Source organism: Microbispora sp. NBRC 16548, assembly GCF_030268985.1.
In the GTDB taxonomy this organism is placed as follows: Bacteria; Actinomycetota; Actinomycetes; order Streptosporangiales; family Streptosporangiaceae; genus Microbispora; species Microbispora catharanthi.
Map to the genome: position 1 here is coordinate 544096 of NZ_BSSF01000006.1, position 19822 is coordinate 563917.

Below are 19822 nucleotides of genomic sequence, written 5' to 3' on the forward strand. Positions count from 1 at the left end.
GTCATATGGATCTCCCCGAGGGCACGACCAGGGCACTCGGCCCGGTTTGCTCTTGAGTGAAGAACGCGTCCATGGCCTTGCTCGCCCGGTCGGCTGCGTTCGGCATCAGGTGGGTGTACGTCCGGAGCGTGAACCCAGGGTCGGCGTGACCGAGGTATTCAGCGACCGTGCGAATGTCCACCCGGCACCGAGCCACGCCGACGCCGCGGTGTGCCGCAGCACATGGCATCCGTGGTCGCGGTGTGACTTCCGGCGCTCTCCCTTCGCCGGCGGCGGCACGATGCCCGCACGCTCAAGACCGACACGCCACGTGTGGTTGAACGTGTTGCGATGCAGGGCACCGCCGTTCGGGCCGGGGAAGAGAAGCTCCACCGTCACCAGGTCGCCCCCGGGCTTGCCCTTCTCGACCCACGGCATCGTGACTGCGACTGGCGGCTGCTGGGCGATGTGCGCGCTCAGCCGCAGGCCGAGCGACTCAGGCAGGGGCACAGTCCGGGTCTTGCCGCGCTTGGGCGGTGAGAACACCGGGTGTCCGCCGATCAGCCGAACCTGACGGTTCACATGCACCATGCGGCCGAGGAAGTCGATGTCCTCGACGGCTCACGCCGAACAACTCGCCCTGCCGATGCCCGCATCCTGCGCCGAGAAAGACCATGGGGCCATACAGTTCGCGAAGTGCTCGAAGCGCCCGGTCTGGCCGCTGCGGCCTGCGTCGTAGGCATGCCCCCCGACCGTGCATGAACCTATCGCTGAGCTCTGGAGGGCACCACACCCTCGCGCTAAGCTCCACAGACAAAGACAAACGTGATGGCGAGCGCCTCGAGAGCTACTCCTACGATAATCGCCCACTTGCCGATCAAGTACCATTTCTTCTTACGCGCCCAGACACCATCTGCTCCCGCCCAGAGTTGTCGAGCGTGGCTGGCATCAGCCGAGGCGAGACATCTCACTATCCCCATTCTGGCTAGGTGGACAGCGCGGACATAGCGGAAGTAAGCCGCGCCTGCCAAGAGTAGGACGAGGAGCCCCGCAATCATCATGGCTCGCAAGATCAGCGGCTGTCCGAAGATCAGTTTCTCTGGGAGTTGCGTCAGCAGTAACGCCACGATAGCCAAGGCCACAGTCACATTGAGCGTGACATGCCTCGCGTCCTCTCCAGTGACTTCGATAAGGCTCTTGATGTACTCGCATCGAAGCTCTTCAGAACCTTCTAAGTCACTCAAGTCCTCAGGAAAGATGATCTCGTTCGCCAACTAAACCTCCATGGGATTCTCCATGTAATCGCGTCATAGGCCGCTAAGGTTACGAACTCTTCTCGTCGTCGCACCGCTCATGACCTCCGGCAGACCGGCCTCCGTCGTTGCCACCGTGTTCAACAAGGCATGTCCTGGGACTGGAGACGGCGTCCCCGGGCTTGCCCCTCCGTCGCCGGCCCGCTCCCGCTCCGCGGTGGGTCGACGGCAAACGGGGTAGACGAGGACCCGAGCGCTGGCGGAAGCGTCCGCGACTTGCAGTCCTGTTCACTTGCCTCGGTCAGGCTCGTCCCAAGTGGACCGGCGGATCAGGGTCAAGCTGGTTTGGCCAAGGCGGTGCTCAATCTCCTCCGGTCGGCTTGTCCCTTCCACTCGAACGAGAGTGAGCGCATCGGGGTAATCCGGCTCGGCAAGCTCGTCCATTTCCGCGTTTCGCTGGACTGACGTTCTCTCCTCCCCAAATCCGCCAGTGGAAAGAAGGTAGTCACCGCCGCGATACCAGCTCTCATGCCGCTCAAGGGTCACCCCCAGCGCCGACGTCAACTCGGCCGCGACCGACTGTAGGTCGCCATTACTGACAAAGATGAGGTCAGTGAAGTTCGCCACTTCGCTATCGTGCCAGGCGTCGGCGAGAGGGTGCGGCCCTGTTCCGTCTCTGTTCCGGCGCAGCGCGGGAGATCTCCAAAACTGTTGGCAACCGCTAGAACATGAAATCCCAGCTCAGCCCTGACTTCGGAGAGCAGCCGCAGGTCAGAGCAACGCTGGGAGCAGAACCCGGCCTACAGGCCGACTTGTCCGCTGTCACTCCTCTGGTCTGCTTTTTGTCGGCAGGCGCGGGCGCTCGATCCGGTGACCCCCAGCGCGACAGCGTCGGCCATCTGTCTTTCGGCAAGCCGTGCAACTTGCTGAGAGCCGTTTTGCCGTCAGCAGGCGCGGCCGGTGCGAGCATCGCGAGAGGCAGAAGCGATCACCACATCTGGGGGAAGAATGCTTCGAAAACTGATCGTGACAGGGGGCGTGGCCGTAGCGGCATCAACAGCCGCCACGGCCAATGCCTGGGCAGGCGAGGTGTCGGCGTTTCCACCGGCACGGGCGGTCATCGCCACTCCGCCGGCCGGGCAGGCGCCCGGTGAGTGTAGTCCCGGATCGCCGTGTGCGGCAGTCAACTGTGGTCCTGGCCGCGTCTGCGTGCCCTCTCCCAAGCAGTGCTTCACCACACCGTGCCCGCAGTACGACTGCGTGCCCGCGTCCTCCATTCCCCGCTCGGATCGCCGGCCTCCTCACCCCGGCTCACACCCGGGCCGGTGGTGGCCCCGTGGCCCCGAGCAGCGACCGCCCTATCCGCACCACCGGCAAACGGCGGACCGCTCAGAGAACTCGCCTGCCGGCACTCCTGGTGACCCGGCGCGGAACATCGGACTGGCAATCGACCTTCAGCTGTGAACCTGGCTCGTCGAGCCCACTCTGTTACAGCACGTAGCCGGCGATCATGTGGCTGAGGCGGATCACGTCGGAGTTGCCCTTGAACTCGAAGCGGACTTTGCCCAGGCCGCTGAACCAGAGCTCCAGTTCGGCGTCGAGGTCGAAGGTCCCGGCGGTCTCGACCGACCATGCCTGGATCTTGCTGTAGGGCAGGGAGGAGAAGTCGCGCTTCTTGCCGGTGAGCCCCTGGACGTTGACCGCGATGATGCGCTTGTCGGTGAAGACGACGAAGTCCCGGACCGTTTTGTAGGAGGAGACGATCTGTTCGCCGTGGAGCAGGAGAGGAGCCACGGCCGGGCCGACCTCTTGCGGATGGCACGGATTCAGCTTGAAGAGGGAGCCGTTGTTGAAGTCGATCATCTTACGAGGTTAGCTGCGGAAAGGGCGGTCTGCCGGTCACGATGGGACGAATCAGCCGATGAGGAGGACGCGTGATCAGGTTCCGCTTCGTGCTGACACCCTTGGGCAGGGTCGCTCCATGGGGTCATGAGGATCGGGCACTGCACTGGTTCGAACTGACCGATGGCTGGTATTGGATCGAGCTGGCCGATCACGAGTTGTTGCGCTACACGCCGGACACACGTGGCCAGCGCCCCTATGTCGACTACTACCTGGCTCGCCTGTGGGAAGACGTCATCGAGATGACACCGGCCGTCCTCGAACCGGTGCCGGCCGATCTCTTCGATTTCGTCGCCGGAGATCCCGGCGCCTGGGTGCCCGTGAACGGTGATGCGGCGTCGACCGCCGCGGTCTGGTACGACGAACACACCGTGGATCTCGGCTACATCCGGCGCCCGCCCCGCATCAGGGCGTGGCGTACCGTCAGCGACGATCTCGACGTGGTGACAGTGACGTGGCGGCATGACGACGACGGCGATATCCGGTTCACGGCCCCTCCATCCGGCCAGGTCGTCATTTCATCTGACTCGTTCCTCGCCGCCGTCCGGCGATTCGACCATGAACTCATGACCGCCATGGGGCGGAGAATCAGGGCGTTGGAACGGACCGGGCCACCGAGTGGCATCCAACTCGATCTGGAGCGATTACGCGCCGAGCACGCCGATCGAATGACATGGCTTGCGAGAGGCCTGCAGAATGTGCCGGAAACCGACTGGACCGCCGTCCGCGCCGGAGCAATAGAGCTTCGCCAGGGGTTGACGGTCCGGGAGTGACCTCGATGCTCCGGAACGCCCCATGGCGAATACGTGTAGGACGTCGGAGCCGCTGCCTTCGGATAGGCCGCTGACGGCGCGTGACGCCATGGCCCTGGCGGCGCCGGAACTCAAGCCGCTGATCGGACCGACGCCTGATCACGCCCACGTCGCGCGAGGAGGAGACAGGATCACGGGTGGACGTCTCGACCCTTCAACAGGCGCTGGACACCGTGTTCGATCAGGCGCTGGTCTATCACGCGTACACGGACTACATGCGCGACTACGAGATGATCCTCTACCTCACGGCCGATCCCGTGGCCGGAGTCGCGCCCATCTACCTCCGATATCTCTTCCGCTACTGCGTCGAGGTTCGCACATGCACCTCCGTGCGCAGGGATGTCTGGCGGGAATCCCTCGGCGATCGGTTACTGGGCGACCCGGGCACCATCGACCAGGACGGATACGTCTGGGGCGTGAAGTGGCAGTGCCTCTATCCCGGCGGGACGATCGTGCCCGACTCGCAGCAAGCCCGTAAGTGGTCGGAAGCCCTTGGCATCGATTTCCACGAAGTCCGCTTCGAGACCAACGGCCACGACATCACACTCGTGTTCTCCGATCTCCAGGTGACCGAGCTTCCGATCGGCTACACGCCTTTCACAGTGACCGGAGACTGACGCGGGCTGGACGGCTCAGGCAGGGCGGCGACATCCCGTGTCGGCCGGGAAGTTTTATCCAGAGCCGACGCTGCGCCAGGTCATTGATCGCCTGGCCGGGACTCTCGAACGGACCGCGGCGGCGGCCACCGCCGCGGTCGCGCCGACGACGTCGTGTCAGCCCGGGTTCTCAGAGCCAGAAGGTGTCATGGCGGAGGTAGAACTCCGCCTTCTCCTCTTCGCTCATGTCCGCGAGCGTGAGCAGCCCCTCGAAGTAGCCCTCTCGTGGCGCGCCGGGAGCGAAGTGCAGCAGCATCGACGCCGGCTCTCCCGACTCGTTCCGGAACGCGTGTACGCCACCCTCCGGGACGTGCACGAAGTCACCGGGGCCGGTGTCGATCCAGCGCCGCCCGTCGTAGATCCGCACGGTGCCGGAGAGGATGTAGAACGACTCGGAGATCGACCGGTGGAAATGCGCCGCCGGGCCGCTGGGCTTCGGTCCCATGTCCCAGCGGTAGAGCCCGAACTGCCCATTGGTCGTCGCACCGGTCGCCAGGTAGTGCACCGTGGTTCCGCTCGGGTAGTCGAGCTCGGGCGTGGCGTCCGGGCGCCGGTACGACGCCGTCGGCTCGCCCGTGTCACCGTGATAGGCCGGCGGTGGATACGTCAATGGTCGTCCTCTCCTCGGATTCGAGTCGCTCGTCGGGTCGTGGACCGAGCCGTTCGACCGACACGAGCTGATGAAGGTCAATCGTCGTCGCTCGTGGTGCTGAGTCCTTCGTACGCCTCCCTGCATCGCTCGGTGTCGCCGGGTGCGCACAGCAGCACTCGCAGACTGAAGTCGACAGTACGCTGACGGCCCGCCGAGGTGTAAGTGATGCGTACACCGTCGGCTCCTGCGGTGGCGTCGCCGGTCTTCGCGTACTGCAGGGCGAGCTCGGTGTGGAGGGGGTTCTCCTCGCAGACAACGGTGACCGCGGGACTGCGGGCGGGGAAGCCGAGCTCGGTCAGCGGCTTCTCGGCGTTGCCGAGCATGGGGCCCGTGTGCGGCCGGGACGAGAACGCCTGCAACACGATGTCGTTGTACGGCTTGATCAGCTCGACCCTGGTGATCGTGACAGAACCGGGCCGGTCCAGGCACATGTCCCAGCCGCCCAGGGAGTAGGGGCGGCGGGCGACCGTGTCGTGCAGCATGACCTCCCCGTCGGGCCCGTCTGTGCCGGAGCCCCCGTTGACGATCAGGCGTGGGTCGAAAGCCCCGCAGCCCGAGGTCATGGCGGAAACCACGGCCATCGGCAGGATCAGGCGGGTGAGGGCACGCATGAGGAGACTCGATACCCCCGGACTCCCGCCGCACACGCGCCGGGAGGGCGGTCATGGAGTGGGAGCCGTCCGTGACGGCGAGCCGCGCCGAGTCCCGGAGTCAGCCGGTCGAACAGGCCGCACAGGCGGACGAGGACGGCGTCCGCGGTGGCCGGGTCCGAGTCCTCTGTCCTCTCCCACAGGTCCTGTAGGGTCGCCAGGAAACCGGGGGCGTCCTGAGTCTCCGCGGCACGGTAGAGGTCGTCGCACCGTTGATCGATCATCCGGTCGAGCACCGCACGATGCTAGGGCAGGGCGGAGCTCAGCGGCTGGCGAGTGCCGACATGTCGGAGAGGGCGGGTTCTTCGCGGACGGCATCGACGCGTGGAGCGCCTCCAGTGCGAGGTTCGTTTCGGCGGCCCCCGAGACGGCAGGCGAGGCAGTCGCCGTGGCCCGTCATCGGGTCCTTCACCCGCCAGTCCCACTGCTCCGGGGGGCGGGGGCCGCTGGGCTTGCCCCAGCCCGTCAGGTGCAGGGCCCAGGTGGCCAGACCACTCAGGACGATGACGCCGATGCCGAGCCAGACGCCGAGGGACGAGGTGGCGCACATCGCCACGCCCACCGTCGTGCAGCCGCACAGCACGACGACGCAGCCGGTCCAGCCCGCGACCGTGTGCCCGAGATCGACGTCGTCGTGCATGCCGCTCATGATTCTCCTCAGTGGTGAGATAATTATCTCACGAACTAAACATCTTAGATTCTAAGGAGATTGAGGATGGACGGCAAGCCGCGCCCGGAGGCGACGCCCGAGCAGGCTCTCGCCGGCATGGATCAGCTGATCGCGCTCAGCCTGGTCGGGCAGCACGACATCGCCCAGCGGCTCGGACTGAACGTCACCGACGTCACCTGCCTCGGTTTCATCCTGGCGGCGGGGGACGACCCGATCAGCGCGGGCGCGCTCGCCGAGCAGGCCGGCCTGACCACGGGTGCGGTGACCGGCGTGCTGAACCGGCTGGAGAAGGCCGGGTACGCGCACCGGCAGCCGGACCCCGAGGACCGCCGCCGCGTGCGCGTCGTCGCCGATCCGGCCGCGGCCGCCACCGCCGCGGCCGTCTACGAACCCTTCTACCGGCGGTTGAACGAGCTGTTCGCCGACTACACGCCCGCGGAGATCGCCGTGCTGTCCGACTGGTTCACCCGTGCGGGCGACCTGATGCGGACCTACCTGGAGGAGATCCGGCGCGACCAGCTCGCCGCCATGCCCCGCGCGCGGCGCACACGGAGCCGTTGAGGCCGCCGCGCCCTGCCCGCGCCCTGCCCGCGCCCTGCCCGCGCCCTGCCCGCGCCCTGCCCGCGCCCTGCCCGCGCCCTGCCCGCGTCAGTGCTCGTCGACGACCCGGCCGTTCAGAGCGGTGGCGTCCTTGGTCAGGGCCATGGTCAGCGGCGCCTCCGGGAAGGTGGGCAGGGCGGCGAGCGCGGCGCCCATCTGCTCGCCGCTCTCCCAGTGCCAGGTGTCGGTGTAGGTGCCATCCTCGAGCTGGACCAGCACGGTGCGGGTGAGGCCGGGGTGCCCCTCCCTGATGGTCGCGATCAGCGAGCTCCTGCGGGCCAGGAACTCCTCCAGGTCGGCCTCGGGGACGGAGTAGCGGTGCGAGCGTACGGCGGACATGTCGGTGTCTCCTTCTGTGCGTGGGGGTCGGGGGAGGGGACTCACCAGCTGCCAGCGATCTGCCGGACCGGGGCGTTCAGGCGGTTGAAGAGGTTGGTGACGGCGGTCATCAGCAGGATCGAGGCCAGCTGCTTCTCGTCGAAGTGGTCGGCGGCGTTGTCCCAGACCTCGTCGGAGACGGCGTCGGCGCGGTCGGCCAGCCGGGTCGATGCCTCCGCCAGCTCCAGTGCGGCGCGCTCGGCGTCGGTGTAGTAGGGGGTCTCGCGCCAGGCGGAGACCAGGCCGATGCGCTCGTCGCTCTCGCCGAGCTTGCGCAGGTTCTTCAGACCGGCGTCGACACAGTAGCTGCACCCGTTGATCTGGCTGACCCGCAGGTGGATCATCTCCATGAGCTCCTGGGGAAGACCTTGCGACTGGGCGGCCTTCATCAGCTCCATGATCGGCTTCATCGCCGCGGGGATGATCGTGGCGGGGTTCTTCATCCGGGCTTCCATCGTGTTCCCTCCGTATCGGTTCTGTGAGATCCGTCTCGGTTCGTGTGAGATCAGAGTGGCGGCCCGGATTGATACATTCGCTATGCGCGCACGATGTGATCGTGATGGGGGGACGATGCTGCGCTTCACCCTTCTCGGTCCCGTCCAGATGGTCGTCGACGGTGCGCCCCTGCCAGGAATCGCCCCACGTCATCGGGCTGTCCTGGCCTACCTGCTGCTCAACTCCGGCCGGGTGATCGGCATCGAGCGGCTGATCGACTCGATGTGGGGCTACGACCGGCCCGACACCGCCCGCTCGCAGATCCACGCCTCGATCACCGCGATCCGCAAGGTCCTGCGCGGTGCGGGAGCCGCAGGGCTCCTGGAGACGCGTGCCGGCGGCTACGTCGCGCGGCCGGAGCCCGGACAGGTCGACGCGCAGGAGTTCACCGAGCTCGTGGCCGCCGGCGAGCTGCGCAAGGCCCTGGACCTGTGGAGCGGCGATGCGCTGGAGGACGTGCACGCGCATTACGTCACCGGCGTCCGGGAGCTCTGGAACGACCGGCGGCTGTCGGCGTACGAGCGCCTGGTGGAGGGCGAGCTCGCCGCGGGGCGACACGGCGATCTGCTCGACGAGCTCGCCGCCCAGGTGGCCGCCAACCCGCTGCGCGAGAAGCTCAACGGCCATCTCGTCCTGGCCCTGCACCGCGCGGGGCGGCAGCCCGACGCCCTGGCCGCCGCGCGCGCCTACCGTACGGCTCTCGCGGACGAACAGGGCCTTGACCCCGGACACGCCTTCACCGAACTGGAGCGGGCGGTCCTGGCGGACGATCCGGCCCTACGCCAGGCCGACCCGGCACCGGTGGCTCCCGCCCAGCCGTCCCGCTCCACCTTCCTGCCCTACGACATCCCCGATTTCTCCGGACGGACCGCCGAACTGGGGCGGCTCGCGGACGGGCATCACCACAGGCACGACGGGCCGGCGGTCGTCACGATCGACGGTATGGCCGGGATCGGCAAGACCGCTCTCGCCGTCCACGTGGCCCACCGGCTGGCCGCCCGCTATCCGGACGGCCGGCTCTTCATCGACCTGCAGGCCCACACGGCGGGCCGGGAGCCGATCGACGCCGCCGCGGCGCTGGAGACACTCCTCCGCCAGCTCGGGGTGCCCGCCGACCGCATCCCGGTCACCCCGGCCGAGCGGAGCGCCCTCTGGCGCGCCGAGCTGGCCGATCGCCGGGTGCTCGCCGTGCTGGACAACGCTCTCGACGCCGAGCACGTGCGCCCCCTGCTGCCGGGACGCTCCGGCACCCTCGTCCTGATCACCAGCAGGCGGCGGCTCGTCGACCTGGACGGCGCCCAGGCGTTGTCGGTCGACGTGCTGGGGGAGGCGGACGCCGCCGAGCTGTTCGAGCGGATCGTGGGCGAACGCGCTCACCAGGAGCCGGACGCCGTACGCGAGGTGCTGCGGCTGTGCGGGCACCTCCCGCTCGCCATCCGCATCTCCGCCGCCCGCCTCCAGCATCGCCTGCGCTGGACCGTGTCCTATCTGGCCGGGCGGCTGCGGGACCATCGCCGGCTCCTGGACGGGGTGTCGGCGGCCTTCGCCCTCTCCTACGAGCAACTCCACGAGGACGAGCAGCGCATGTTCCGCCTGCTCGGGCTGGTGCCGGGGCGCGACATCGACGTCTGCGGCGCGGCCGCGCTGGCCGGGATCTGCGCGGACGAAGCCGAGGAGCTGCTCGAAGGCCTCCTCGACGCCCACATGCTCCTGCAACTCGAACCTGGCCGCTACACCTTCCACGACCTGCTCCGCGAGCACGCCCGCTCGCTCGCCGAGGACGACGGCGCCGTCATGCGGCTGCTCACCTACTACCTGCACCGCTCCCGCGCCGCGATGGACCGGCTCTTCCCGTACACGGTCGGCCAGCGGGAGGGCATCCCCCAGCCGGCCACCCCGATCGCGCCCATCCGCGACGCCGCGGAGGCCATCGCCTGGCTCGACGCCGAACGCTCCAACATCATCGCGACCGCCGTCCACGGACCCGAGATCTGCCTGGGCATGCTGGCCCTGGCGACGCGCCCCTACCTCGACCGGCACGCGCATCACGACGACGCGCTCACGCTGCACACCCTGGCGCTGCGGCGCAGCCGCGCGCTCGGCGATCCCGAGGTCCAGGCGCGAGCGCTCACCGACCTCGCGCGGACCTACTGGCGGCTCGGCGAGTACGAGCGGGCGGAGGAGCATGCCCACCAGGCCCTCGACGCGTGCGAGGAGGCCGGCGAACGGGCCCGGGCACTGCTCACCCTGGGGAACGTGGCTCTGCGCCGCGGCCGGGACACCCAGGCGGAGCACTACCTCAAGCAGGCGCTCGACCTCACCCGCATCGGCGCCGACACCTGGGGCGAGGCCAACGTGCTCGGCATCCTCGCCCTCCTCCTCGACCGGGCCGGCCGCCCTGAGGAGGCCCGGCGCCATCTCGACCTGGCGCTGGCACTCCACCGCAAGGTGGGCGACCCGGCGGGAGAGGCGGCGATCCTCGACCACCTCGGCGTCGTCCTCCGGCGCCAGGGCGAGCTCGCCCAGGCGCGCATCCGCCACGAGCAGGCCGCGGTGGTCTACCGCACCCTCGGCAACACCGCCGACGAGGCGGCCGCGCTCAACGGGCTGGCCGAGGCGGCGGGCGACCCGGCTCGGGCGGTCGAGGAGCACACGGCCGCGCTCGCGCTCGCCGACCTCGCGCGCAACCGGCCGGAGCAGGCGCGTGCCCACGACGGGCTGGCGCGCGCCCACCTCGCGCTCGGGCACGCGGAGCAGGCGTGTGAGCATGGGCGGCTGGCTCTCGGCCTCTACGGCGAGCTCGGTGTTCCGGAGGCCGAGAAGGTCCGCGACTTCCTGGAGAGCGCCGGAAAGTCCGAAAGGCAGGACCGCCCCGCGCCCGTGGGGTCGTGACCGCTCCGCCGCAGGACGGCTCCGGCCGCACGTGCCCGGACTCCCGCGCGTCCGTCAGCCGCCGAGCACCGCGCTGAGAGCCGTCAGCGCCTCGGCGGCGTCGTCGCCGGTGGCGCGGAGTGTCACGGTCTGCCCGTTCGTGGCGCCCAGGCCCATCAGCGACAGCACGCTGCGCACGTCGACCGAGCGGGAGCCGTACGAGAGGGTGACGGCCGAGGTGAAGGCGGCGGCGGTCTGGGCGAGCGCGCTCGCGGGGCGGGCGTGCAGGTCCTCGGTCAGGACGATCGCGCGCTCGCCCGCGCCGGCCTCGGGGGCCGCGGGCTCAGAGTTTGCCGTGGGCCCGGGGGTTGCCGTGGGCTCAGAGCTTACGGACATGCCACGCCTCCTCGGCCGCCGCCAGCACGCCGTCCAGCGAGGCCCCACCGCCCGCCGCGACGACCGCGGAGATGGCGCCCTCCACGAACGGCACGTCGGCGATCACGACGTCACCCGGGGTCTGCAGCAGCCTGGCGGTGAGCACCGAGCTGCCGAGGTCGGGGATCAGCACGACGCCGTCCCCCCGGTCCACCTCCTCGATGGCGGCGGTCACCCGGTCGGGGCTGGTGCCGAGACCGCCGTCCTCGGTGCCTCCCGCCGCCGCCAGCGGCACCTGCGCGCCGCCGATCTGCCTGGCCAGCGCGGCCACCTCCGTGGCCAGGCCGCTGCTGTGTGAAATGAGTACGATGCCAACCATTCGTTATTCCTGAAGATCGTTCGGCATAATCGAAAAGTGATCCAGTCGGTGGAGCGCGCCGCGCTCATCCTGAAGGTCCTCGGGTCAGGCACCCCCCGGCTCGGGGTCACCGAGATCGCCGAGCGGGTCGGCCTGGCCAAGCCGACCGTGCACGGGCTGCTGCGCACGCTCGCCGCCTGCGAGCTGGTCGTGCAGGACCCCGACACCGGGAAGTACGCGCTCGGGCCCGCCGTGCTGCAACTCGGAAACGCCTATCTGGAGGGGTCGGAACTGCGGGCCAGGAGCCTGCTGTGGGCCGACTCCCTGGCCCAGCGCGTCAACGAGGCCGTCTGGATCGGCACGTTGTCGGGGAGCCGGGTGATCGTGCTCCATCACGTGTTCCGGCCCGACGACGTCGTGCAGATCCTGGAGGTGGGCGCGGCGATCCCATGGCACGCCTGCGCGCTCGGCCACGCCATCGCCGCCCACGACCCGCGCGGGGACGAGCTGCTGTCGGACGACCTCGCCCCGCTGACCGGGCTCACCAGGACCGGCCGCGACGACCTGGAACGGGCGCTCGCGGAGGTGCGCCGCCGGGGGTACGCGGTCGAGGACCAGGAGGCGGCGCTGGGGGACGCGGGCGTCGCCGCGCCCGTATTCTCCCGGGACGGCTCGGTGGCCGGCGCCGTCGCCGTGGTCGGGCCGGTCGAGCGGGTGCTGGACCCGGCACGGCGCGAGGACATCGCGCTGGCCGTGCGCGAGACCGCGCGGGCGCTCTCGCGCGACCTCGGCGCGCCCCGCTCCGCCGTGCCCGGCGGCCCGGCCGCCTGACCGGTCCCGGCTCCGCGCGGTCCGGCCGCGGCTCGCGGTCATCGGGAGGCGGCCGCCTTCAGCGCGCCGAACAGCAGAGCCGTCGAGGCGGCGCCGGGATCCTCGTGCCCGACGCTGCGCGGGCCCAGGTAGCTGGCCCGCCCCTTGCGTGCCTGCAACGGGACCGTCGCCCTGGCGCCCTGCTCGGCCGCGACGGCCGCTGCCTCCAGCGCCTCCTCTGGCTTCAGCCCGTCCCGTACGGCCTGGGCCAGCGCCTGCGCGGCCGGGGCGAGGGCGTCGACCATGGTCTTGTCGCCCTCCGCGGCGGCGCCGAGGCGCTGGACGCCGGACAGGGCCGCGTTCAGGCCCGTGCTCAGCTCGGCCGGCGAGATCTCGGCGGCCTCGCCGAACGCCTTGCCCATCTCGCGGAAGGCGGTGCCGTACAGGGGGCCCGAGGCGCCGCCGACCTTGCGGATGAGCGTGGAGCCGACGAGGACGAGGAGCGCGCCCGGGGTCTGCGGGGAGGCGCCGGCCAGCGCCTCCTGCGCGGCGGTGAACCCGCGGTCGAGGTTGGCGCCGTGGTCGGCGTCGCCGATCGCGGCGTCCAGTTGGGTGAGGTGGTCGCGCTGCGCCCGCACGGCGGCGGCGATCTCCTCGATCCAGGCGGCGAAGAACTGGGTGTTCACGAGGGGACTCCAGAGGTTCGGATGGCGGTCAGCGGCCCCAGCGCAGCGCGGGTGTCTCCACCGGCGCGTCCCAGAGCCGGGTGAGCTCGCCGGTCAGCGAGCACGTCGTCACCGAGAAGCCTTGCATGTCGAGGCTGGTCACGTAGTTGCCGACCAGGCTGCGCACGGCCGTCGCGCCCTTCTCCCGCAGGTACGCCTCCACCTCGGCGAAGACGATGTACAGCTCGATGAGCGGTGTCCCGCCCATGCCGTTGACCATGACGAGCGTCTCGCCGGACAGCGGCAGGTCGGCGTCGATCGCGTCCATGGCGGTGCGGACGATCTCGCGGGCCTCGCGCATCGGGGCCCGGGTCCGCCCCGGCTCGCCGTGGATGCCGATGCCGAGCTCGATCTCCGTGTCGCCCAGCTCGAAGGTGGGCTTGCCCGCGGCCGGGACCGTGCAGGGCGTCAGCGCCACCCCGAACGAGCGGCTGCGCTCGTTGACCTCCCGGGCGACCCGCGCCACCTCGGCCAGGGGCGCTCCGGTCTCGGCCAGCGCGCCGGCGATCTTCTCGACGAACAGCGTGGCCCCGGTGCCCCGGCGGCCCGCGGTGAACAGGGAGTCCTGCACCGCCACGTCGTCGTTGACGAGCACGGTCGCCACCTCGACGCCCTCGTCGCCGCTGAGTTCGGCGGCCATCTGGAAGTTCAGCACGTCGCCCGTGTAGTTCTTCACGATGTGCAGCACGCCCGCGCCGCCGTCCACGCCCTTGGTCGCCTCGATGAGCTGGTCGGGGACGGGGGAGGTGAAGACCTCTCCTGGACAGGCCGCGTCGAGCATGCCGTAGCCGACGAACCCGCCGTGCAGCGGCTCGTGTCCTGAACCGCCGCCGGAGACCAGGCCGACCTTGCCCGGCCGGGGGGCGCCGGCGCGGAAGACGACCTTGTTCTCGAGGTCGACGCGGAGCGAGGGGTGCGCCGCGGCGATGCCGCGCAGCGCGTCGGTGACGACGGAATCGACACTGTTGATGAGCTTCTTCATGATGCGGTCCCTACTGCCGTGGTCGTGCTCTCCAGCTTCGTCCTTCCTCGCGAGGCCGCAAGCGCCGTGTAGGCGAGTGCCCCGAGCAGCCCGCCCGCGAACTCCCCGATGAAGTAGGCCGGCAGCTGGTCCCAGCTCACCGCGCCGCCCCAGGCGGCGTTCACGAGGAACGGGCCCGCGTAGCGGGCCGGATTGATCGCGGCCCCGGTCACCGGGCCCACGATGACGATGACCGCGAAGACGATCGAGCCGATCGCCATAGGCGCCCATCCGGCGGCGGCCCGCCGGTCGAGCACGCCGAAGACGACGAAGACCAGGATGAACGTGCCGATCGCCTCGATCAGCGTGCCGCGGGCGAAGCCGACCTCGGCGGCGTACGCGGTCACGCCGCCGCCGGCGGCCCCGGCCGCGTCCGCGCCGAGCGTCGCGAAGATCCCGAGTGCGCCGGCGACCGCCCCGGCGACCTGCGCCACGATGTAGCCCGGCACCTCACGCCAGGGGAAGCGGCCGGTCGCGGCGAGGGCGACCGTGACCGCCGGGTTGATGTGGGCGCCGGAGATGTGCCCGATGGCGTACACGGTGCCCACGATGACCAGCATGAACGCGAAGCTGATCATTCCGAGCTGGGCCATGGAGAAGGGTGCGTGGGAGCCGGTGGCGATGACCCCGGTGGCCGCGGCGGAGCCGGCGCCGACGTACACGAGGAAGGCGGTGCCGAGCAGTTCTGACAGGAGTTTCTGGAACGTGGAGGGGGGTGAGTCGTTCATGAGACCGTCCAGAGTTTGAACATCGTTCGATAATGTCGAACGCGGTTTCATAGAAGTTAAATCTGGAGGCCACCCACGTCAAGGGCCGCAGGGCTGTGAAGGGTCAGCGGGTGAGGGAGCGCAGCGCCCGGGCGACCCGGCGGTAGCCGCCTCGGGCCCGGATCGCGAGATGCGCGCCGAGGGCGACGGCCGGACAGCACAGCACGACCGCCAGCAGCACGGCGGTGCCGTAGTCGTCGGGGCGCCCGGCGCTCCAGCCCCGGAACGGCAGGTAGATCGCGGCGAAGGTCAGCGGCGCCGCGACGATCGAGCTCAGTCCCCGCATACGGGAGTATGCGGCGATGGCGGCCAGTGCGACGCACCCGCCCACCACGAGGAGCGCGCCCAGGACCGTGAACGGCAGCCCGTAGATGCCCGGCGGGCCCTTCACCGTCATGTAGAGGCCCACCCAGGTGAGGAACCCGGCGGCCGAGAAGCCGAGCGGCGACCTCCGCAGGCACCCGGCGAACGCCAGCGCGGCCAGCAGCACGGTCAGCGCGGTGAGGTAGGCCGTCCCCGTCTCCGCCTCGATGCGCTCGCCCGCGTTGAAGAGGGGTGCGGCCGACTGCTCGGACAGGTCGTCGTATCCCCGGAAGCCGAGCCGGTGCCATCGTCCGCTGACGTCGCGCAGCGCCACGCCGTCGCGGCCGTTCGCCACGGCGACGAGGTGTCCCCGGGGCGCCGGCAGGACCGCCACGGCCGTGGACGCCGCGGTGTCGGAGCGAAGAGGGCTGCTCTCGTATCGGCTCCGGTACAGGTAGTGCTGCCGGCCCGGTGAGACCTCCCAGGCCGTCGCCCAGGTGCGCCCTCCGTCGTCGGACTGCTCGACCTTGAGCAGAGGCGGGGCCACTCGGTAACAGCGCCTCGGCTCGCCGGGCACACAGGCTGTCGTCCGCGACGATCTCTCGGACGGCGGGCTGGTCCAGCGATGCCACGACCGGCCCTGGTCGCTCGTGGCAAGCCCGTCCAGGCCGTAGCCGAGGTACACGACGATCACGGCGTCGTGCGCCTCCACGTGCACGGCGGACGGAAAGGTCGGAGCCGCAGCGGTTGCAGTGACCGCGAAAACCGCCGCGGGCAGGGCGACCAGCAGCCGGGCGCGGCGTGCGGAACGGCCGGGGCGGGAGGATGGCCGCACGGCGTGCCGCCGGACGATCCAGGCGAGGCCGAGGGCGGGAAGGACGAGCAAATCGGTCGGGTCCGCGACGACGCCGGCGGAGGGGGTGAACAACGCCCAGGCGTCGGCGGCCACGCGCGCTCCGAGCGGCGTGGTCTTTACGAGGGCGAAGACCGCGCCGGTCAGCGCGATCGCCGTCAGGGCGGCCCGCCTGTCCGCCTCCCCGCACTCCACTGCGGCGCTCCGCGAGGCGCCGCCACCAGCGCGAGCGACGGTGCGCCGTACGGCGAGGGTCGCGGCGAACGCCAGCAGCGGCGGGGCGACCAGCATCCCCGCGACGTCGCTCAGCTTGCCGGTGACCACGCCCGGCCATAGGCGCTTGAGCAGGTGGTCGTTGACGAGGAGAACGGCGATCGCGGCGAGTGTCACGGGATGGCCGAGCCAAGCCGCGGCGGTTCCAGTGCCCCGAGAGCTCACCGCCACCTTGTCTCCTCCGTCTGGCTTCGCCTACGTGGTTTGGACGATCATCGTCGTCGTACGGTTCACCCGCGTCCGATATGGCGTTCCGGGGGGCGCGTGTAGGAGGATCACAGGGGCCTGACTGTTGGGGAGGCGTTGATGTCGGTGTTGCGGGATCTGGTGGACGGCATCCGGGGCGGGGGGATCGAGGTGCTCGACCTCACCGCGCCGCTGAGCGACACGACGCCGATCCTGCTGTTGCCCGAGCCGTTCGGGCAGACGGTGCCGTTCTCGATGCAGGAGATCAGCCGGTACGACGACCGCGGCCCGGCCTGGTACTGGAACAACTTCACCACGGGCGAGCACACCGGCACGCACTTCGACGCGCCCGTCCACTGGGTGACCGGGCGCGACGGCGAGGACGTGTCGCAGGTGGCTCCCGCCAAGCTGATCGCCCCCGCCGTGGTGCTCGACTTCAGCGCACAGTCGGCCGCCGACCCCGACTTCCTGCTGGAGGTCGACCACGTCAAGGCGTGGGAGGCCGAGCACGGGCCGCTGCCCGACGGCGGCTGGCTGCTGTACCGCACCGGCTGGGACGCGCGCGCCCACGACCAGGCGGAGTTCCTGAACGCCGACGAGACGGGGCCGCACACGCCGGGCATGTCGCCCGCCTGCGCCCGCTACCTCGCCGAGGAGACGCCGATCACGGGCATCGGGACGGAGACCGTCGGCACCGACGCGGGCGCGGCCCACTCCTTCGACCCCGCCTTCCCCTGCCACTCCTACCTTCTGGGTGCCGGGAAGTACGGCCTGACCCAGTTGCGCAACCTCGACCGGCTGCCGACGACCGGCGCGGTGGTGATCGCGGGCCCGCTGCCGATCGTCGGCGGCTCGGGCAGCCCGGTCCGCGTGCTCGCGCTGGTGGAGCGGTGAACGTCGCGGAGGCCGTCGGCGCGGCCCTCGCCGCCCTCGGCGTACGGGCGGCCTTCGGCGTCGTCGGCAGCGGCAACTTCCACGTCACCAACGCCCTCGTCGAGCACGGCGTGCGGTACGTCGCGGCGCGGCACGAGGGCGGGGCCGCCACGATGGCCGACGCCTACGCCCGGATGAGCGGCACGGTCGCCGTGCTCACCGTCCATCAGGGGCCCGGCCTGACCAACGCGCTGACCGGCGTCACCGAGGCGGCCAAGAGCCGCACCCCGCTGCTCGTGCTCGCCCCGGAGGTGACCTCGCCCACCTCCAACTTCCGCATCGACCAGACCGCGCTCGCCGAGGCCGTGGGCGCGCACTGCGCCAGGGTCGGGTCGGCCGCCACGGTCGTGGACGACACCGTGATGGCCTTCCTCGCCGCCCTGCTCGGGCGCCGTACGGTGGTGCTCAACCTGCCCCTCGACGTGCAGGCCGAGACGCTGCCCGACGAGGCCGCCGAGGCCGTACGCGAACTGCTGGCCGGCCGGGGCGGCGCGCACCGCGACGTGGCGAGCCGCGTGCCGGCGGCGTGGGGGCTGACGTTCCCCATCGAGTCCGGGGACGACGAGGAGCCGGAGGGGCTCACGGCGGAGCCGTCCGACGAGCTGACGCGGTTCGCGCGGATGCTGGCGGAGGCGGAGCGGCCGGTCTTCGTGGCCGGCCGGGGAGCCCGCGGCGCGCGGCGGGAGCTGGAGGCCCTCGGCGAGCGGGTGGGGGCGCTGTTCGCCACCTCGGCGGTCGCCAAGGGCCACTTCCACGGCAGCCCATGGGACCTCGACGTGAGCGGCGGCTTCGCCACCCCGCTCGCGGCCGAGCTGATCCGCGGCGCCGACCTCGTCGTCGGCTGGGGCTGCTCGTTCACCATGTGGACCACCCGGCACGGTGCGCTGATCGGGCCGGAGACCAGGGTCGTCCAGGTGGACCTCGACCCCGACGCGCTCGGCGTGCACCGCGAGATCGGCCTCGGCGTGGTCGGCGACGTACGCGAGACCGCGCGGGCGGTCGCCGCCCTGCTCGGCGAACCGGGGGCGGGGGGCGACACGGGGACGCGCGGCTACCGCGCTCCGGAGATCGCCGAGCGCATCGCCCGCGAGGGGCGCTGGCGTGACGTGCCCTACGAGGACCTGAGCGCGGAAGGGCGCATCGACCCCCGCACGCTGACCATCGGGCTCGACGACCTGTTCCCGCAGGAGCGGCTGGTGGCCGTCGACTCGGGGAACTTCATGGGATATCCGTCGATGTTCCTCACGGTCCCGGACGGCGGCGCGTTCTGCTTCACCCAGGCATACCAGTCGATCGGGCTCGGCCTGGCCACCGCGATCGGCGCGGCCGTCGCGCGGCCCGACCGGCTCGCGGTCGCCGCCCTCGGCGACGGCGGGGCCCTGATGGGCGTCGCCGAACTGGAGACGGTCGTACGGCTCGGCCTGCCGATGGTGGTCGTGGTCTACGACGACGACGGGTACGGCGCGGAGGTCCACCATTTCGGCCCGCACGGGTTCCCGCTCGGCGCGGTCACCTTCCCGCCCGCCGACATCGCGGGGATCGCGCGGGGCTTCGGCTTCGAGGCGGTGACCGTACGGCGGGAGGAGGACCTGTCGGGGGTCGCCGAGTGGCTGAAGGGGCCGCGCGACAAACCCCTGCTCGTTCACGCCAAGGTCACCGCCGACCGGCCGTCGTGGTGGCTGGAGGAGGCCTTCCGCGGCCACTGACCGCGGTCGCACTCGAGTCCGGCGGTACGACGGCCCGGTTCGTGTTCGGTAAGGCTGTGGTCACTCTTCATCAAACGGGCGAGAGTGACGCATGTGCGGGTGCCGCCTCGGGGTACCAAATCCCAAAGCGGCCGAGACAGGGTTACATCGGTCGCGAGCCGCGCAGGGCCTCGCCCCTGACCGGCGGCACATCCGGCTGCCCGCGGACCGCGTGAGGCGCGTGGCGAGCGCCCGTCCGCACGAGACCTCCCCGCTGAGCCGGGGCGACGAAGGGCAGGCCGAGCCGAGAGAAAGGTACGCCGAAATGTCTTCGAGCGCAGAGCAGACCTTCGTCACGCGCGGCGGCCAGGCCGCGCCGATCGCCGACGAGACCTCGGTGCGCGACCTCTGGTCGCGGCTCAGCGTCTCACTGGAGCGCGACCACGCGCTGCGGGCGCGCTTCGCGACGGACCCCATGGCGGTCCTGTCGGAGCAGGGCCTGTCCCGGGATCTCCAGGAGGAGACGACCGACGACACGGACGGAAGCAAGACCAGGTCGGGATACGGCTGCACCTACCGTCGCTGTCCTGACTAGGACACGCGCGGCGAGAGGTC

At 70.6% G+C, this 19822-nt stretch carries 23 protein-coding genes; 8 read left to right on the forward strand and 15 right to left on the reverse strand.

Annotated elements, in window-relative coordinates:
* Positions 1–105 precede the first annotated feature (105 nt).
* From QSK36_RS19855 to QSK36_RS19870, 4 genes are all read right to left on the reverse strand, one after another.
* The gene (locus QSK36_RS19855; protein WP_352240562.1) at positions 106–570 is read right to left on the reverse strand and encodes a site-specific integrase; all 465 of its coding nucleotides are present in this window, start codon (positions 568–570) and stop codon (positions 106–108) included.
* A 209-nt stretch (positions 571–779) separates the two neighbouring features.
* Positions 780–1253 carry a hypothetical protein gene (locus QSK36_RS19860; RefSeq protein ID WP_183541250.1) on the reverse strand — a complete coding sequence of 158 codons (474 nt, stop codon included), beginning with the start codon at positions 1251–1253 and terminating at the stop codon, positions 780–782.
* A 267-nt stretch (positions 1254–1520) separates the two neighbouring features.
* Positions 1521–1859, reverse strand: coding sequence for a hypothetical protein (locus QSK36_RS19865; protein WP_285783442.1), 339 nt, complete (start codon positions 1857–1859; stop codon positions 1521–1523).
* An 861-nt stretch (positions 1860–2720) separates the two neighbouring features.
* Entirely contained in the window at positions 2721–3095 is a 375-nt protein-coding gene (locus tag QSK36_RS19870) for a PH domain-containing protein (protein ID WP_183541256.1), read from the reverse strand.
* Positions 3096–3166: 71 nt separating this feature from the next.
* Between QSK36_RS19870 and QSK36_RS19875 the strand changes: the two genes are divergently transcribed.
* Together QSK36_RS19875 and QSK36_RS19880 are read left to right on the forward strand one after the other, a co-directional pair.
* Positions 3167–3907 (forward strand): DUF5984 family protein, encoded by a 741-nt coding sequence (locus QSK36_RS19875; RefSeq protein WP_285783443.1) that lies wholly within the window; start codon positions 3167–3169, stop codon positions 3905–3907.
* A 176-nt stretch (positions 3908–4083) separates the two neighbouring features.
* On the forward strand, positions 4084–4563 hold the full coding sequence (locus QSK36_RS19880) for a YxiG-like protein (RefSeq protein ID WP_285783444.1): 480 nt from the start codon (positions 4084–4086) through the stop codon (positions 4561–4563).
* Positions 4564–4732: 169 nt separating this feature from the next.
* Here the strand turns inward: QSK36_RS19880 and QSK36_RS19885 are convergent, their stop codons facing one another.
* The 3 genes from QSK36_RS19885 to QSK36_RS19895 all read right to left on the reverse strand — a co-directional run bounded on the left by QSK36_RS19885 (position 4733) and on the right by QSK36_RS19895 (position 6553).
* A complete protein-coding gene (locus tag QSK36_RS19885) occupies positions 4733–5212 on the reverse strand; it encodes a cupin domain-containing protein (RefSeq protein ID WP_183541265.1) in 480 nt (159 codons plus the stop codon).
* A 77-nt stretch (positions 5213–5289) separates the two neighbouring features.
* On the reverse strand, positions 5290–5865 hold the full coding sequence (locus QSK36_RS19890) for a hypothetical protein (protein ID WP_285783445.1): 576 nt from the start codon (positions 5863–5865) through the stop codon (positions 5290–5292).
* A gap of 301 nt (positions 5866–6166) precedes the next feature.
* The gene (locus QSK36_RS19895) at positions 6167–6553 is read right to left on the reverse strand and encodes an HGxxPAAW family protein (RefSeq protein ID WP_285783446.1); all 387 of its coding nucleotides are present in this window, start codon (positions 6551–6553) and stop codon (positions 6167–6169) included.
* Between the two features lie 66 nt (positions 6554–6619).
* Between QSK36_RS19895 and QSK36_RS19900 the strand changes: the two genes are divergently transcribed.
* A complete protein-coding gene (locus tag QSK36_RS19900) occupies positions 6620–7135 on the forward strand; it encodes a MarR family transcriptional regulator (protein ID WP_285783447.1) in 516 nt (171 codons plus the stop codon).
* An 87-nt stretch (positions 7136–7222) separates the two neighbouring features.
* Here QSK36_RS19900 and QSK36_RS19905 read toward each other — a convergent pair whose 3' ends face one another.
* Positions 7223–7513, reverse strand: coding sequence for a hypothetical protein (locus QSK36_RS19905; protein ID WP_139574263.1), 291 nt, complete (start codon positions 7511–7513; stop codon positions 7223–7225).
* Positions 7514–7554: 41 nt separating this feature from the next.
* Positions 7555–8007: a carboxymuconolactone decarboxylase family protein gene (locus QSK36_RS19910; protein ID WP_182897057.1), complete on the reverse strand. Its 453-nt coding sequence runs from the start codon at positions 8005–8007 to the stop codon at positions 7555–7557.
* A gap of 115 nt (positions 8008–8122) precedes the next feature.
* Here QSK36_RS19910 and QSK36_RS19915 point away from each other — a divergent pair, with 115 nt between their 5' ends.
* A complete protein-coding gene (locus QSK36_RS19915; protein WP_285783448.1) occupies positions 8123–10939 on the forward strand; it encodes an AfsR/SARP family transcriptional regulator in 2817 nt (938 codons plus the stop codon).
* Between the two features lie 54 nt (positions 10940–10993).
* Here QSK36_RS19915 and QSK36_RS19920 read toward each other — a convergent pair whose 3' ends face one another.
* Both QSK36_RS19920 and dhaM read right to left on the reverse strand, forming a co-directional pair.
* Complete coding sequence (locus tag QSK36_RS19920) at positions 10994–11314, reverse strand: HPr family phosphocarrier protein (RefSeq protein ID WP_285783449.1); 321 nt, start codon at positions 11312–11314, stop codon at positions 10994–10996.
* Positions 11298–11672: a dihydroxyacetone kinase phosphoryl donor subunit DhaM gene (gene dhaM / locus QSK36_RS19925; RefSeq protein WP_285783450.1), complete on the reverse strand. Its 375-nt coding sequence runs from the start codon at positions 11670–11672 to the stop codon at positions 11298–11300. The genes QSK36_RS19920 and dhaM overlap by 17 nt, the downstream gene beginning before the upstream one ends.
* A 36-nt stretch (positions 11673–11708) precedes the next feature.
* On the opposite strand from dhaM, the gene QSK36_RS19930 reads away from it, so the two are divergent.
* On the forward strand, positions 11709–12482 hold the full coding sequence (locus QSK36_RS19930; protein WP_182897056.1) for an IclR family transcriptional regulator: 774 nt from the start codon (positions 11709–11711) through the stop codon (positions 12480–12482).
* Positions 12483–12520: 38 nt separating this feature from the next.
* Here the strand turns inward: QSK36_RS19930 and dhaL are convergent, their stop codons facing one another.
* The 4 genes from dhaL to QSK36_RS19950 form a co-directional block, all read right to left on the reverse strand.
* Positions 12521–13147 (reverse strand): dihydroxyacetone kinase subunit DhaL, encoded by a 627-nt coding sequence (gene dhaL / locus QSK36_RS19935; protein WP_183541280.1) that lies wholly within the window; start codon positions 13145–13147, stop codon positions 12521–12523.
* A gap of 28 nt (positions 13148–13175) precedes the next feature.
* Positions 13176–14168: a dihydroxyacetone kinase subunit DhaK gene (gene dhaK / locus QSK36_RS19940; RefSeq protein ID WP_183541283.1), complete on the reverse strand. Its 993-nt coding sequence runs from the start codon at positions 14166–14168 to the stop codon at positions 13176–13178.
* The gene (locus QSK36_RS19945) at positions 14165–14935 is read right to left on the reverse strand and encodes an MIP/aquaporin family protein (protein WP_285783451.1); all 771 of its coding nucleotides are present in this window, start codon (positions 14933–14935) and stop codon (positions 14165–14167) included. The genes dhaK and QSK36_RS19945 overlap by 4 nt, the downstream gene beginning before the upstream one ends.
* Positions 14936–15038: 103 nt before the next feature.
* Complete coding sequence (locus QSK36_RS19950) at positions 15039–16574, reverse strand: hypothetical protein (RefSeq protein ID WP_285783452.1); 1536 nt, start codon at positions 16572–16574, stop codon at positions 15039–15041.
* A 135-nt stretch (positions 16575–16709) separates the two neighbouring features.
* Here QSK36_RS19950 and QSK36_RS19955 point away from each other — a divergent pair, with 135 nt between their 5' ends.
* From QSK36_RS19955 to QSK36_RS19965, 3 genes are all read left to right on the forward strand, one after another.
* Positions 16710–17483 (forward strand): cyclase family protein, encoded by a 774-nt coding sequence (locus QSK36_RS19955; RefSeq protein WP_139574254.1) that lies wholly within the window; start codon positions 16710–16712, stop codon positions 17481–17483.
* On the forward strand, positions 17480–19228 hold the full coding sequence (locus QSK36_RS19960; protein ID WP_285783453.1) for a thiamine pyrophosphate-binding protein: 1749 nt from the start codon (positions 17480–17482) through the stop codon (positions 19226–19228). The genes QSK36_RS19955 and QSK36_RS19960 overlap by 4 nt, the downstream gene beginning before the upstream one ends.
* Positions 19229–19532: 304 nt before the next feature.
* Positions 19533–19802 carry a hypothetical protein gene (locus QSK36_RS19965; RefSeq protein WP_139574252.1) on the forward strand — a complete coding sequence of 90 codons (270 nt, stop codon included), beginning with the start codon at positions 19533–19535 and terminating at the stop codon, positions 19800–19802.
* Positions 19803–19822 lie beyond the last annotated feature (20 nt).

Excerpts from the sequence above, each read along its gene's own strand:
- QSK36_RS19855 (WP_352240562.1), bottom strand. The coding sequence starts at position 570 with ATGGTGCATGTGAACCGTCAGGTTCGGCTGATCGGCGGACACCCGGTG.
- QSK36_RS19870 (WP_183541256.1), bottom strand. The coding sequence starts at position 3,095 with ATGATCGACTTCAACAACGGCTCCCTCTTCAAGCTGAATCCGTGCCAT.
- QSK36_RS19890 (WP_285783445.1), bottom strand. The coding sequence starts at position 5,865 with ATGCGTGCCCTCACCCGCCTGATCCTGCCGATGGCCGTGGTTTCCGCC.
- QSK36_RS19895 (WP_285783446.1), bottom strand. The coding sequence starts at position 6,553 with ATGAGCGGCATGCACGACGACGTCGATCTCGGGCACACGGTCGCGGGC.
- QSK36_RS19900 (WP_285783447.1), top strand. The coding sequence starts at position 6,620 with ATGGACGGCAAGCCGCGCCCGGAGGCGACGCCCGAGCAGGCTCTCGCC.
- QSK36_RS19905 (WP_139574263.1), bottom strand. The coding sequence starts at position 7,513 with ATGTCCGCCGTACGCTCGCACCGCTACTCCGTCCCCGAGGCCGACCTG.
- QSK36_RS19910 (WP_182897057.1), bottom strand. The coding sequence starts at position 8,007 with ATGGAAGCCCGGATGAAGAACCCCGCCACGATCATCCCCGCGGCGATG.
- QSK36_RS19915 (WP_285783448.1), top strand. The coding sequence starts at position 8,123 with ATGCTGCGCTTCACCCTTCTCGGTCCCGTCCAGATGGTCGTCGACGGT.
- QSK36_RS19920 (WP_285783449.1), bottom strand. The coding sequence starts at position 11,314 with ATGTCCGTAAGCTCTGAGCCCACGGCAACCCCCGGGCCCACGGCAAAC.
- dhaM (WP_285783450.1), bottom strand. The coding sequence starts at position 11,672 with ATGGTTGGCATCGTACTCATTTCACACAGCAGCGGCCTGGCCACGGAG.
- dhaK (WP_183541283.1), bottom strand. The coding sequence starts at position 14,168 with ATGAAGAAGCTCATCAACAGTGTCGATTCCGTCGTCACCGACGCGCTG.
- QSK36_RS19945 (WP_285783451.1), bottom strand. The coding sequence starts at position 14,935 with ATGAACGACTCACCCCCCTCCACGTTCCAGAAACTCCTGTCAGAACTG.
- QSK36_RS19955 (WP_139574254.1), top strand. The coding sequence starts at position 16,710 with ATGTCGGTGTTGCGGGATCTGGTGGACGGCATCCGGGGCGGGGGGATC.
- QSK36_RS19965 (WP_139574252.1), top strand. The coding sequence starts at position 19,533 with ATGTCTTCGAGCGCAGAGCAGACCTTCGTCACGCGCGGCGGCCAGGCC.